The following is a 13,510-nucleotide window of genomic DNA, read 5'->3' on the forward strand; positions in this document are numbered from 1 at the left end:
ACGCAGTCGGCGCACGTCAAGCGTAGTCGCGTCGAGACATGACCGACCAGACGAGACCCGGTGGAACAGGTCACATCTGCGCCATGACGAGCCTGGTGAATATATGTGACCGCTGGTAACGTCTACCGCGTTCGACGGCTTGGACGGCTTCGACGAGGAGGTAATCGATGGTGGACTGGCGGAAACGCACCGTGCAGAGCGGCGACGTGACGCTGGCGGTGTTCGAGCTCGGCGACGAGGGCGCACCACCGGTCATGCTGGTCCACGGCTGGCCCGACACCCACCACCTCTGGGACCAGGTCGCCCCCGCGCTGGCCAAGGAGTTCCACGTCATCGCCCACGACAACCGCGGCGCCGGGGAGAGCAGCCGTCCCGGCGGAGTGGCCGGCTACCACATCGCCGAACTCGCCGACGACCTGTTGACCGTCGCCGACGAAGTGAGTCCCGAGCGGCCGGTGCACATCGTCGGCCACGACTGGGGCTCGGTGCTGACCTGGGAGGCGGTATCCCGACACGGCGCGGAGAAGCGGATCGCGTCCTTCGTGTCGGTGTCCGGCCCCAGCCTGGACCAGCTCGGCGCGTGGGCGCGCGAGAACCTCTCCCGTCCCACCCCGCGCCGGGTGGCAACCTCGCTGTCCCAGATCGCCTCGTCGGCGTACACCGCATTCTTCCATCTCCCTGTCGCTCCGCGAATCCTGTTGTCCTTCCTCGGCATCCCGGCCGTCTGGCGTAACTTCCTGAAGGTCACCGAGGGCACCCCCGCCGACAGGGTGTCGATCGCACCGACATTGCGTCGCGACATGATCAGCGGTGTCGCGCTCTACCGCGCGAACATCGTGCCGCACTTGAGCCACCCGGAGCCGCATCCGACGACGGTCCCGGTCCTCGAACTGGTGAACCACCGCGATGTCGCCTTGCGGCCGGCCATCTTCGAGCACACCCACCGCTACGTGCAGCGCCTGTGGCGGCGGGACACCCCGACCGGCCACTGGCTGCCGCACACCCATCCGGAGTACCTCACCGAGGCGGCCCGCGCGTTCATCGGCTACCAGGAAACCGGCAGCCTCGAGAAGCCGGCCTGGTCCGAGCGGACCCGCCTCATCGGTCCGCCCCAGGCGTTCTCGGGCCGTCTCGCCGTGGTAACCGGCGCGGGTAGCGGGATCGGTCGCGAGACCGCCTATGCGCTGGCCGAACTCGGCTGCGAGATCGTCGCCGCGGACATCGACGCGGTCGCCGCGGAGGAGACCGCGCGCGAGTGCCGCGCCAAGACCGTGCCGGCCACCGCCTACGCCCTCGACGTCGCCGACTCGGCCGGCTTCGCGGAGTTCGCCAACACCGTGCAGCGCGACCACGGCGTCCCCGACATCGTCGTCAACAACGCGGGTGTCGGTCTGGCGGGCGGCGTGCTGGACGCGACGGACGAACAGATCGACCGACTGCTGGACATCAATCTGCGCGGCGTCATCACCGGCAGCCGACTCTTCGGGCGCCAGATGGTCGAACGTGACCTCGGTGGCCAGATCGTCAACCTCGCCTCGGCTGCCGCCTTCACGCCCCAGCGCGACCTGGGCGTCTACTCGGCGTCGAAGGCAGGTGTGCTGCTCTTCTCCGAGTCATTGCGGGCGGAGCTGGCCGACCATCACATCGGCGTCACCGCCATCTGCCCCGGCATCGTCGACACCGCGATCGTGGCGAACACCCCGATCGCCGGTCTCGGCTCCGATGAACAAGCGGCCCGAGACCGCCTGGTCCGCTTCTACCAGCGTCGCGGGTTCACCCCCGACAAGGTGGCACGGCAGATCGTCGCCGCCATCCGCTCGGACAAGGCCGTCGTGCCCGTGACCCCCGAAGCCAGTGTCGGGTACCGGATCTACCGATTCGCCCCCTGGCTGTCCCGACAGGCGGCGCGACGTCGCGTCGCCGCCCCCGTCCCCACCCGGAGGTGACCGTGTCGAATCCCCTGCCCTCGAGTCCTGAACCACGCGAACATCGCGGGCACGCGTCGCGGGTGACGCTGCCCGACACCGATCCCGGCCCCGTCGAGTTGCACGCGCGCAACGTGGCCTTCGACTGGTCGCAGACCCCGCTGCACTGGATCCCCGATCACCCGGTGCCCTCGAATTTCATCAGTGTGCTCAATCTCCTTCTCCCCGAGGGGGAACGCTGGTTCGTGCAGACCTACAACGAAGCTCTGCCGATGGTCCACGACGAGGAGCTAGCCGCAACGATGCGCGGGTTCGTCGGCCAGGAGGCAATGCATGCCGAGGCACACGACAAGGTCCTGTGGGAGTTCCTCGACGCGCGCGGCATCGATCCGCGTCCGTTCCAGGCGCAGATGGAGTGGATCTTCCGGAAGATGTTGGGCCCCATGGAGGGCGGCACCCCCGAGGCCCGTCACAAGCATCTCGTCGAGCGGTTGTGGCTGATCGCCGCACTGGAGCACTACACCGCCATCCTCGGCGACTTCGCACTCAACAACCGATGGGTCGAGTGCGGCGCGGACCCGGTCATGGCCGACCTGTTCACCTGGCACGGCGCCGAGGAGGTCGAGCACCGGGCGGTGGCACACGATGTGGCGACGTACTTCGCCGACGGCTATCTCCGCCGAGGCCGTTCGATGTTGGTGGCACTACCGGCGCTGCTCATCCTGATCAACCGCGGCTTCCGATTCATCATCAAGCAGGACAAGAGCTTGCGCTACAACTTCTTCCAGCGTGAGTACCACTACTTCCGTGGAGTACGCGCGGGGGTGCTGCCGAAGATGCGATCGGTGGTGCTCGCGACGTTCTCGTATTTCCGTCCGGGCTTCCATCCGGATGAGATCGGCAACACCGCACAAGCCGTCGCCTACCTGGCGGCGTCACCCGCCGCACGCAACGCGTCCTGAGCGGATCGAGGTCGATCGCAGTGAACCAGCGCGCGCATCCGCACAGCACCACCATGTCGGTACCACCGCCCGACCTGTACGGACGATGGAGGTCCGATCCACTGTTGGCCGCGGCAACCACCGCCGCGCGGATCTGGTGGCCGTTCTGGCGGCCACTGTCGTCGGTGACCGAACCGCGCCGCGACGACGGGGTGCGCACACTACGGGTCGCCCGGCGTGAGGTCGTCGCCGAGGACGAGGACGTCGTCGCCCTGACGCTCGTCGCCCCCGACGGTGGCGAGCTACCCCGATGGCATGCGGGCGCACACCTCGACGTCCTCCTGCCGTCCGGTCGGATGCGCGAGTACTCGCTGTGCGGAGATCCCGCCGACGCGTCGAGTTATCGGATAGCGGTCCGGCGCATCCCGGAGGGCGGTGGCGGATCGATCGAGGTGCACGACACCCTGACGGTCGGCGCACCGATCCGGATCAAGGGGCCGCGCAACGCCTTCCCCATCGCCGTCCCAGGCCACGGGTCGCCGGCCACAACGCTGCGGTTCATCGCGGCCGGTATCGGCATCACCCCGATCCTGCCCATGCTCTCCGCCGCCGAACGTCTGGGACTCGACTGGTCGATGGTCTACACCGGCCGATCCCGGGACACCTTGCCGTTCCTCGACGAACTCGCCCGCTTCGGCGACCGGATCACCATCCGCACCGACGACGAGTCGGGACTGCCGGGGGTGGCAGACCTCCTCGGTCCCCTTGCCGACGGGCAGGTCGAGGGTGTTCGCCCATCGGTGTACTGCTGTGGTCCGGTGCCACTTCTGGAGGCCGTCCGCCAGGCGCTGCGCGAGCGTCCCGATGTGGAGCTCCACTACGAACGGTTCAGCCCGCCACCGGTTCTCGACGGCCGCGAGTTCACGGTCACGTTGGCCTCCACCGGTGAGCAGGTTCGGGTCGGCGCGACCGAGTCCGCCCTCGCCGCCATCCGACGCGTGCGCCCGGCAGTCCCGTACTCCTGTCAACAGGGCTTCTGCGGGACTTGCCGGGTGCACACACTGGCCGGCGAGGTCGACCATCGGGACAACATCCTCACCGAGCCGGAACGCGCCGACGGTGCGTTCCTGACCTGTGTGTCACGCTGTGCCGGAACGGACCTCGTCCTCGATCTCTGAGCGGTCGAGACCGGACGCCGGCCGGTCCCCGGTAGAAGTCGTCGGAGTCGCGGGAGTCGTTCTCGGTCGCAGCAGGATCGCTGCAGCGACCGCTGCCACCGCGGTGACCCCGACTGCGACCCAGACCGCCTGGTGCAGACCCGCCACGAAGGCGTCGTCGACGGCGATGCGCATCGCCTCGGACACCGCGGCGGGTGCCCTGCGGGCGACCTCGGCACCGGCCATCACCGATCCCTCCGCGATCGACTGCACTTCTCCGGGAACCCGCAGCGCGGCAAGCCGATCCGCCACGCCCGAGACATAGACCGAAGTCAGCACCGATCCGAGGACCGCAACCCCGAGGGTGCCGCCGACCTCGCGGGTGGTGTCGTTGACCGCGGAACCGGCCCCGGCCTGTTCCGGACGTAGCGAATCCATGATGACCTGCGTGCACGGGCCCGAGATGAAGGCCAGTCCCGCCGCCATCAGGGCCATCGCCCAGATGATCAGACCCCAGTACGTGGAGAGCCGGTCGGAGAACTCGACCAGACCGAATCCCGCCGACATCAGCAGTGCACCGACCGCGGCGACTGCTCGCGGTCCGAATCGATGCGACAGCGCCATCGCCACCGGCGAGAGCACCGCCATCACGATCGCGAACGGCAGCGTACGGACACCGGCCTCCAACGGCCCATAACCCTTGACCACCTGGAAGAACTGCGTGATCAGGAAGATGAAGCCGAACAGCGCGAAGAACGCGACCGAGATCATCCCGGCTGCGGTCGCGAAATGCCGGTTGGTGAACAGACGCACGTCCAGGATCGGGTTGTCCACCCGCAACTGACGGATCACGAAGCCGGCGAGGGCGATCGCCGCGAGCGCGAGCCCGCCGATGGTGCGCGGATCCGTCCAGCCGAAGTGCGGACCCTCGATCACCGAGTAGGTCAACAGGCCGAGCCCCGCGACGGACAGCAACAGTCCGACGATGTCGAACCGGGAGGTGGCGACCGGCGGCGCGGCCGGCACGACGACCACGATGGCTGCAGCGGCCATCACACCGAAGGGCACGTTGATCCAGAAAACCGACGGCCACGAGTAGTGCTCGAGCAGCCATCCGCCGAGTACCGGGCCGATGGCGACGGCGACTCCGGACGTCGCAGCCCAGACACCCACGGCCACAGCGCGTTCCTTGGCGTCGGTGAAGATCCTGGTCAGGATCGCAAGCGTGGCCGGGAAGACGAGGGCCGCGAACAGGCCGAGACCACCACGCGCGGCGATGAGTTGATTCAACCCACCCGACAGCGCGGCCAGCACGGACACGGCACCGAAGCCCGCGATGCCGGCGAGGAGCATCCGCCGGTGCCCGTACCGATCTCCCAGGTAGCCGCCGGTGAGCAGCAGCCCGGCGAAGACGAGCGTGTAGGCGTCGACGATCCACTGCAAGCCCGAGATCCCCGCATCGAGCTCACGCGACATCGTCGGCAGCGCGACGTTGACGATCGTGTTGTCGATCATCACCAGCAGCACGGCGAAGCAGAGCGCGACGAGAGCGAACCATCGACGCGAGCCCCTCTCGGGCGCATTCGGCGGGACTCGTGTCTCCGGGTGTTCGGTCATGGTTCCTCCAGGTCTTCGAGTGTGGGCGGACGCTCGATGAATAGAACGCTGTCCTATTTATGTAGAACAGTGTTACACAATTGCGGAACGCGAGTCCAGTAGTTTGTGACCCATGACGTCGACCCGCTCGCCCCGTACGCCGGCCACCGAGGTCCGCGCTGCGTTGATCACCGCCGGACGTCGCATCCTCGAACGCGATGGGGAGTCGGCCTTGACGGTCCGGGCCGTCGCCGGCGAGGCCCGAGTGGCGCCCATGGGCGTCTACAACCACTTCGACGGCAAGGACGGCCTGCTCGACGCCGTGGTCTCCGACGGTTTCGAGGAGTTCGCCCGAGCGATCAGCACCACCGACAGCGACCCGCTGGAACGGCTCTTCGCGAGCGGTCGCGCCTACCGCCGGTTCGCCGCCTCGTACCCGCGTCTCTACGCGCTCATGTTCTCGGGTCGCTGCCGACCTGATCCCGCGGTCGCCGAGAATGCATTCGGGCGATTCGTCGAGGTCATCCGCTACGGGCAGGCCGGCGGGATCATCGTCGCGGGCGACCCGGCAGATCTGGCCCTGCAGGTGTGGTCGTGCGTGCACGGGGCGATGAGCCTCGAACTCATGACCGCACAGCCGCTGACCATCGACGCGACCGAGAACTACGAGAACGTCCTGTCGCTCATCGCGCGGGGTGTGGCGCCCGGCTGACCGGCGGCTGCAGGATCTGCACAGGGCGGACCGACGCCGCAGGAGGATCTGGAACACTGTTCGGATGACCGAGTACCGGATCGACGACCTGGCCAGGGCAGCGGGGACGACGACCCGCAACGTCCGCGGCTACCAGGACCGCGGCCTGCTGCCACGTCCTGTGCGTCGCGGCCGCATCGCGATCTACACCGACACCCACCTCGCCCGACTCCGCGTGATCAACGATCTACTCAAGCGCGGCTTCACCATCCGGCACATCGGCGAGTTCCTGCTCGGCATCCAGCGCGGCGACGATCTCGCCGATGTACTCGGCCTCCGCGAGGTGGTGTCGGAGCCGTGGTCCACCGCCACGTCGACGACGATGACGACGGTCGACCTGAAGGACCTGCTCAACTCGGCCAATCCTGCACTGTTCCAACGACTCATCGAGTTCGGCCTGATCCGCCCCGAGGACGACGGGTCACCGCCGGCGCGGTACACCATCCTCGACCAGGAGACTGTGTCGGCATACGGCCGACTGGTCAAGCTGGGCTTGCCGTTGAGCGGCATCGTCGACGTCCACGGTCGTCTGGACCGAGAAATGTCGGCGGTGGCCGAGACCGTGATCTCGGCGGGTCGGCGCGCGGTGACCGAAGGCCATTCCGACGGATGGATTCCCCAGACCGACGTCGAATCCGACTGGGCGGCTGAGCTGTTGACCGAATTGCGTCGGGCGGGCACGGTGTCGGCGCACAACGCGCTGGACCGCGCGCTCGATCGCGACCTGGCCCGGCAGCTCGAGGACTACCTCGGGCGTGCGCGGGATGCGGCCAACGCCGCGGTGGACGATACGGCACGGGACGGCGAGGGCCCGACCGCGTCGGACGTCGCCGACTGAGTTAACGCCGACTGAGTAACTGGCCGGCAGAGTGCTGCGTGACGCCGAAGGCGCCGCAACTCTTCAGGGCAGCAACTCGCCAGGACAGCGAGATCCTCAGGGCAGCGAGATCCTCAGGGCAGCGAGATCCTCAGGGCAGGAGGATCGGCGGGAGCCCGGGGATCGGGTTCGGGATCGATCGGCGTGGTGCCGGACGCGGCCGCGGACGGTTCGGCGCACGGTCGGAACCCGACTGTGACTCACCGCCGGTGGCCACCGGCGGAGGCGGGCTGTACCGCTCGGCCGGCACGCGAGCATCGGCGAGTTCACGGGGGTCGGCGTAGGCCGGAGCCGATGGCGCGGTACTGCCGGTCGGGTTCTGGCCCGTCGGGTTCTGGCCGGTCGGGTTCTGGGGTGCGGTGGCTCGGGTCTCGCCCGTAGCCGACGGCGAGACGTCGTCGGAGCCGGACAGACTCATCGCGGAGACCACGACGATGCCGATCAGAGCGGCGACCGCGCCACCGCCGATCAGCACCTTGCGTCGCGTCTCGGGTCGTTGGAGTCCCACGCCGCGGCGCATGGCGATCGAGAAGATCGGGTCGACCTCGCGGCCGGTCGGTTCCCACGCCGGAGCCGGACGGAAGGCCGGCAGATTGTCCGACGGCGGCCCCGCCGCGGCCGTTTGAGCGGCAGAAGCGTTGAGCGCAGCCGAGATCGGCTGATCGAGCGGGGCCGACGAGTATGCGCGCGGCGGCTCCGACTGCGGGGTACCCGCTGCCCACCCCTGGATGGGCATCGTCGACTCGACCGCAGCTATCGGCGAATGGTCCCCAGCGGTCGGCGATGCCGACGTGGTTCCGCCCGTGCTCGAGTTCGCGACTGCGGCGGCTGTCGGGTCCGATGCCGTCCACGCCTCCGAGGCGATCGGTGTCGGCTCCAGCGTTGCTGGATCGGACGCGGCCGGACGCTGGGACTCAGCGTCCCCGGTCGGCGTCGAGGGATCTGCGGGGTCGGCGCCGGGGACGGTACCCGCGGGATGCGGCACAACGGGCGCCATCGAGTCCGCGGCTGCTGCGGCGGCCGTGGCGGCTGCCGCGCTCGATGCTGCCGTGCTCGATGCTGCCGTGCTCGATGCTGCCGTGCTCGATGCAGCTGACGCGGGGTCGGTCATCCGGTCGCGGGTGGGGCGCACGCGTGGACCCTCATCCGGTCCGCGTGCGGCACCGGTCGCCGCCGGTGGATTCGATCGCTCGGATGACGAACGATCAGGGGACGTGCCCAGTCGGTTGACCGGCGTCGTGCCGCGCGATGCGCCTGCGCGCTGGAACGAAGCGATGCCCGCGGTGACCTCTTCGTCGAGCGTGATCACCGGCACCGGCGCGGTCTGGGTGAGCGACGTGCGCCATCCGGGCCAGTCGTGATGGCCGGCGGTGATCACCACCGAGCGGACCGGACGAGGCGCCTCCTCGGCGATCTCCTGCCACAGTCGGTCGATCTCGACCGCGACGTCCCGGGTCGACTCGTCGACGTCACGTCGGGTGACGCGGAACAGCCGGACGTGTTCGCGGCCCATGATGAACGCGCCGTCGGACGACTGCAGCCGCACGCGCCCGCGAGCGGTCAGGTCGAGCAGTTCGGCAGCCCACGCGGGGGTCTCCGGCTGGTCGACGCGACCGGCCCGGACCAGATGGTCGGCGATCAGACGATCGAGCAGCTCCGTACGGATCGCCGCGGTCAGGCTCTCGTGGACGATCACGGCGGAGGCGCCGTCGATGACTGCGATGCGCAGGCCGATCTCCGTGAGATCCAGCAGGACGAACGGCTCGTCCTCGGGCAGCCCGAGATCACGCTGGTGGCGTCGGATTCCGTCTGCCACCGCATCGGACAGCGTCCTGCGCACGGCGGTCGCGGACGAACGGCCCCCACCGTCGTCCGCACCCGGTGCGCTCGCACGGGATCGCCGAGGCGACCCACGATCTGAGCTCGCCGCCGGGTCAAGGGTCATCGAATTTCCTGAGTTCATACGGGCACGGCCTCCCCACCGCGCCGGGAGCGATGCGGGTGGGTCATCACGACCCGGTTGCATCACCCCGGTCTTCGCCGACAACAAACTAACACGGTCACGATCGAGAAGTCTCCGTGTAGTGCTGCCGGCCACCGCATGTTCAGCCGGTGACCACGACTCCACCGGTACCACGGACCCCCTCCGGGCGCCGCACCTCACGACTGTCGGGTCGCACACTGATCCGGTCACGGGTGGCTCCGCCGATGGCCGAGTAGGTCCAGCCGGCCGACCGCCACATGCCCGGATCGAGGCACCGACGGCCGTCGACGATGACCCGGTTGCGCACCACCGGCGTGAGCTCCTCCGGCGCCATGTGCACGAATTCGGCCCACTCGGTGGCGACCACCACGACGTCTGCCTGCTCGCACGCGTCCGATGCGCTCTCGGCGTAGCGCAGCATCGGGTACATCCGGCGCGAGTTGTCCATCGCCTTGGGGTCGAACACCGTGACAGGGGCGCCGCGCAAGGCGAGCTGCCCGGCGACGTTCAGTGCCGGCGAGTCCCGGACGTCGTCGGACTCCGGCTTGAATGCCGCTCCCAGCATGGCGATGTTGGTGCCCAGGACCTCGCCGCCGCACGCATCGGCGACCAGGTCCACGAGCGCGCCACGCCGACGCATGTTGACCGCGTCCACCTCCCGCAGGAATCGCAGAGCTTGGTTGGCGCCCAACTCTTCCGCACGCGCCATGAAGGCGCGGATGTCCTTGGGCAGGCAGCCGCCGCCGAAACCGACGCCCGCGTTGAGGAACTTGCGTCCGATGCGCTGGTCGTAGCCGATCGCGTCGGCGAGGGTCGAGACGTCGGCGTCGACGATCTCGCAGACCTCGCTGACCGCGTTGATGAACGAGATCTTCGTGGCGAGAAAGGCATTCGCCGCCACCTTGACCAGTTCCGCGGTGGCCCAGTCGGTCCGGATGAAGGGAGTTCCGGACTCGAGCACCTCGCGGTAGACCTCCGCCACGACCTGCTCGGCGATCGAGTCGGCGCGCTGCGGGTCGGTGCCCAGCACGAGGCGGTCGGGTTCCAGCGTGTCCTCCACGGCAAAGCCCTCGCGCAGGAACTCGGGACTCCAGGCGAGCTCCACATCCGACCCCGGCGCTGCGAGCACCGCGATGCGCTGGGCCAGCGAGGCGGCCGTGCCGACCGGGACCGTGGACTTGCCGATGATCAGGTGCTGACCGCGCAGCAGCGGAGTGAGCGAATCGATGGCGGCCTCGACGTGGCCGGTGTCGGCGGCGTGTCCGCGCTGCTGTTGCGGAGTCCCGACGCCCAGGAAGTGGACCGATCCGAAGGCGGCCACCTCGTGGTAATCCGTCGTGAACTGGAGACGGCCCGCATCGATGTTGCGACGCAGGACGTCGGCGAGCCCCGGCTCGAAGAAGGGGACGTCACCGTCACGCAGGCGGGCGACCTTCTCGGCATCGACATCGACACCCAACACGTGGTGACCGAGTTCGGCCATGCACGCCGCGTGCGTAGCTCCGAGGTACCCGCAACCGATAGTCGTCAGCTTCATGTCTTTGTGGGTACGCCCGGCGCGCTGCGGGGCGGCAACCGTCGGGTGGCGGTGTCGGATCAGCCCGATGAACACCCGTCACCCTCGGTGAACACCCGGCCAGGATCAGGTGACCAGCGGAGTGTCGGCGAGGATCGGGGACGACATTTCAGCAGTACAGGGGTACTGCTATTACCGATCCGGCCACCGCAGCCGTTGTGCCGCCGGGTGGCCGGACGGTGGCACGGGGCCCAGTCGGCGGGATCCCAACCGGCGGAGAACTCGGTCGGCGGGGAACTCGGTCGGCGGGGATCTCAGTCGGCGCGGATGAAGTTCAGGTACGCCTTCGACGGCGTCGGTCCGCGCTGCCCCTGGTACTTGGACCCGACCGCGGCACTGCCGTACGGGTGCTCGGCCGGGCTGCTGAGCCGGATCAGGCACAGCTGGCCGATCTTCATACCCGGCCACAGCGTGATCGGCAGGTTCGCCACGTTGGACAGTTCCAGGGTGATGTGACCGGAGAAGCCAGGATCGATGAAGCCCGCGGTCGAGTGCGTCAGCAACCCGAGGCGGCCGAGCGAGGACTTGCCCTCGAGGCGACCGGCGAGATCGTCGGGCAGCGTGCAGACCTCCAGCGTTGAACCGAGGACGAACTCGCCCGGGTGCAGCACGAAGGGCTCTCCCTCGGCCGGCTCGACCAGCGTCGTCAGCTCGTCCTGCCGCTGCGCCGGATCGATGTGGGTGTACTTGGTGTTGTTGAAGACCCGGAACAGACTGTCGAGCCGGACGTCGACGCTCGACGGTTGGACGAGGGCGGGATCGAACGGGTCGAGGGCCAGACGACCGTCGGCGATCTCGGCGCGGATGTCGCGATCGGAGAGCAGCACAAGGATCGAGGTTATCGGACCGGCGCCCGCCCCGGACCGACTGGCGACCCAGACGGGTTCGACTGGTCCATCGGGCCGGGAGGTGAACCGTCGATGTCCACCGGCGGTCGACTTGTGCGCCGGCTTCGCCGAACCATGGATAACTGCGATCCGTGACCTTAGAGTGACCCCTTGTGTCAGCGGTCCGGTCATCGCCGGTCAGCTCGGTCGGGGTCGAGAGGAACGATGCGCAGTTCTGGTCGGGGGCATGGTCGGGGTACGGGGGTTGGCAGAGGATCGCGTCGGATCGTCGTCGGGCTGATAGCAGCGCTGACGGTGACCTGCGTGGTCGTCTCGACGATCGGTGAGCGTGGTGGTGCCGTCGCGTCGGCGGCGCCGCACTCGTCGGGGCCACAGTCATCGGGGCCAGAGTCGGCTCAGCGGTCCGGTGTGCCGTCGGCGCCGGGTGCGCGGTCGGCTCAGCCGTCGAAGCGTCCCGTCAAGCCGCTCCTGAAGCGCTCACCGGAGTCGTCGGGCTCCGGCACCGAGCCACGCGAGTGTGTCGGGTCGCAGTTCGCGACGCTGGGCGTCGTCTTCGACGCCGTGTTCGACTCGTTGTTGCCGATCCTGCCTGCCGCCACCCGCGCGCAGGCCCCGTCCATCAAGGCGCGGGCGCATCGGGATCTGCGGGCGGCTCGCGTGTCGACGTTGTCGGTGTCCAGTCATCCGTCGGATCTGGGTGCCGACGAGGACGATCCGATCAGCACCTACCGCGATCCGATCTCGCAGTGGATCGTCACGCAGCTGATCAACGTCCGCGAGGGCCGCGACGGCCAGGTGATCCGCGCCGAGGACCTCACGCTGTCGCAGGCGGTGGAGACGGTCTGGCTGTATCTGTATGTGACGGTGATGGTTCCGCTGACCATCGTGCGGCGCTCGATCCCGTCGATCGCGCCGCTGGCCGGTCCGATCTCGGTGGGCACAATCGTCACGTTGCCGATCCTGATCGGGGTGTTCGCCTCGACCCAGATCTACAAGGCGCTGAGCAATTCGTTGGTCGATGCGTGTGTGGTGTCGGTGACGCGGTCGGAGAAGGAGCGCGCGGGCAAGTCGATCAAGGACCTGCGCTTTGCCGGCCAGACGCCGCAGATCGTGCGGGACATCGCATCGCAGGTGTTGGTGGCCGATGCCGACTCCTGCCGGCCGATCGGCTCGCTGCCGTTGTCGCGCATCGTGTCCCGCACGTCGACCTATCTGAAGGCTGTGTCGAAGAACCCGGCGACGGATCAGCAGATCACCGACATGACTGGTCGGCTGCAGGCGTTCATGAAGCAGGCCAGGGTCCATCCGAACCTGATCCCGGCCGATCCGGCGGACTTCACCGCGGTCGAGACGGTCCTGTCGTTGGGGCTCACATTCGTCCCGTACATCAGCGGCGCACCCACCGACATCATCATCGGACTCAACAAGAACCGTTACGAGGGCGCCGACTTCGGTAAGACGATCCCGTTGGGCTCGTTGTCGGTGACCAAGTCGTTGACCGCGGCGTACTACGCGTACGCGTTGACCGCGCACATCATCGAGTTGGCCTGGTCGAATGCGGGGGTCGATCCGGCGGCGTCGTTGGCAAACGAGTTGTTCCCCGGGTTGGGGATCACCGCGGACATGATCCCGCGGTCGTCGGGCATCGTGAGTGCGCCGAATCTGTACGGGTTGGTCGTGTTCCACAACGTGCTCCGATCGTTGTGCTTGCAGGAGGATTCACACCCCGAGCGGGCGCGTGGCACCGACGCGCGGTCGCGGAATCAGGCGAACGCGACGAAGGTGTCGGGTACGCCGGCCGGCCGGGTGCGCTGGTAGGTTCTTACGGCCGGTTCGCCATTCGTGGGATACGGCT

Annotated in this window: 10 protein-coding genes; 6 read left to right on the top strand and 4 right to left on the bottom strand. The window is 68.4% G+C overall.

Features of this window, described 5'->3' with window-relative positions; all coding sequences use genetic code 11:
• Positions 1-167 precede the first annotated feature (167 nt).
• The 3 genes from GS4_RS06425 (at position 168) to GS4_RS06435 (ending at position 4,044) form a co-directional block, all read left to right on the top strand.
• Entirely contained in the window at positions 168-1,946 is a 1,779-nt protein-coding gene (locus tag GS4_RS06425) for an SDR family oxidoreductase (RefSeq protein ID WP_007618733.1), read from the top strand.
• Positions 1,947-2,008: 62 nt separating this feature from the next.
• Positions 2,009-2,887 carry a metal-dependent hydrolase gene (locus GS4_RS06430; RefSeq protein WP_040509803.1) on the top strand — a complete coding sequence of 293 codons (879 nt, stop codon included), beginning with the start codon at positions 2,009-2,011 and terminating at the stop codon, positions 2,885-2,887.
• A gap of 20 nt (positions 2,888-2,907) precedes the next feature.
• Positions 2,908-4,044, top strand: coding sequence for a PDR/VanB family oxidoreductase (locus GS4_RS06435; RefSeq protein ID WP_007618735.1), 1,137 nt, complete (start codon positions 2,908-2,910; stop codon positions 4,042-4,044).
• On the opposite strand, the gene GS4_RS06440 is transcribed toward GS4_RS06435, so the two are convergent.
• On the bottom strand, positions 4,006-5,640 hold the full coding sequence (locus GS4_RS06440; protein ID WP_007618736.1) for an MFS transporter: 1,635 nt from the start codon (positions 5,638-5,640) through the stop codon (positions 4,006-4,008). The two genes, GS4_RS06435 and GS4_RS06440, sit on opposite strands and share 39 nt — an antisense overlap.
• Positions 5,641-5,752: 112 nt before the next feature.
• Between GS4_RS06440 and GS4_RS06445 the strand changes: the two genes are divergently transcribed.
• Both GS4_RS06445 and GS4_RS06450 read left to right on the top strand, forming a co-directional pair.
• A complete protein-coding gene (locus GS4_RS06445) occupies positions 5,753-6,331 on the top strand; it encodes a TetR/AcrR family transcriptional regulator (protein WP_007618737.1) in 579 nt (192 codons plus the stop codon).
• Between the two features lie 64 nt (positions 6,332-6,395).
• The gene (locus GS4_RS06450) at positions 6,396-7,208 is read left to right on the top strand and encodes a MerR family transcriptional regulator (RefSeq protein WP_007618738.1); all 813 of its coding nucleotides are present in this window, start codon (positions 6,396-6,398) and stop codon (positions 7,206-7,208) included.
• A gap of 130 nt (positions 7,209-7,338) precedes the next feature.
• Here the strand turns inward: GS4_RS06450 and GS4_RS06455 are convergent, their stop codons facing one another.
• The 3 genes from GS4_RS06455 to dcd form a co-directional block, all read right to left on the bottom strand.
• Positions 7,339-9,063, bottom strand: a complete 1,725-nt coding sequence (locus GS4_RS06455) for a hypothetical protein (protein WP_007618744.1) — start codon at positions 9,061-9,063, stop codon at positions 7,339-7,341.
• A gap of 289 nt (positions 9,064-9,352) precedes the next feature.
• A complete protein-coding gene (locus tag GS4_RS06460) occupies positions 9,353-10,768 on the bottom strand; it encodes a UDP-glucose dehydrogenase family protein (RefSeq protein ID WP_040509807.1) in 1,416 nt (471 codons plus the stop codon).
• Between the two features lie 293 nt (positions 10,769-11,061).
• Positions 11,062-11,634, bottom strand: a complete 573-nt coding sequence (dcd, locus tag GS4_RS06465) for a dCTP deaminase (protein ID WP_007618749.1) — start codon at positions 11,632-11,634, stop codon at positions 11,062-11,064.
• A 324-nt stretch (positions 11,635-11,958) separates the two neighbouring features.
• Here dcd and GS4_RS06470 point away from each other — a divergent pair, with 324 nt between their 5' ends.
• Complete coding sequence (locus tag GS4_RS06470) at positions 11,959-13,473, top strand: hypothetical protein (protein ID WP_174343999.1); 1,515 nt, start codon at positions 11,959-11,961, stop codon at positions 13,471-13,473.
• The last annotated feature ends 37 nt before the right edge of the window (positions 13,474-13,510 follow it).

It is taken from the genome of Gordonia soli NBRC 108243, from assembly GCF_000334455.1.
GTDB lineage: Bacteria > Actinomycetota > Actinomycetes > Mycobacteriales > Mycobacteriaceae > Gordonia > Gordonia soli.

Coding starts and splice junctions, on each gene's coding strand:
- GS4_RS06425 (WP_007618733.1), top strand. CDS start 168: ATGGTGGACTGGCGGAAACGCACCGTGCAGAGCGGCGACGTGACGCTG.
- GS4_RS06440 (WP_007618736.1), bottom strand. CDS start 5,640: ATGACCGAACACCCGGAGACACGAGTCCCGCCGAATGCGCCCGAGAGG.
- GS4_RS06445 (WP_007618737.1), top strand. CDS start 5,753: ATGACGTCGACCCGCTCGCCCCGTACGCCGGCCACCGAGGTCCGCGCT.
- GS4_RS06450 (WP_007618738.1), top strand. CDS start 6,396: ATGACCGAGTACCGGATCGACGACCTGGCCAGGGCAGCGGGGACGACG.
- GS4_RS06460 (WP_040509807.1), bottom strand. CDS start 10,768: ATGAAGCTGACGACTATCGGTTGCGGGTACCTCGGAGCTACGCACGCG.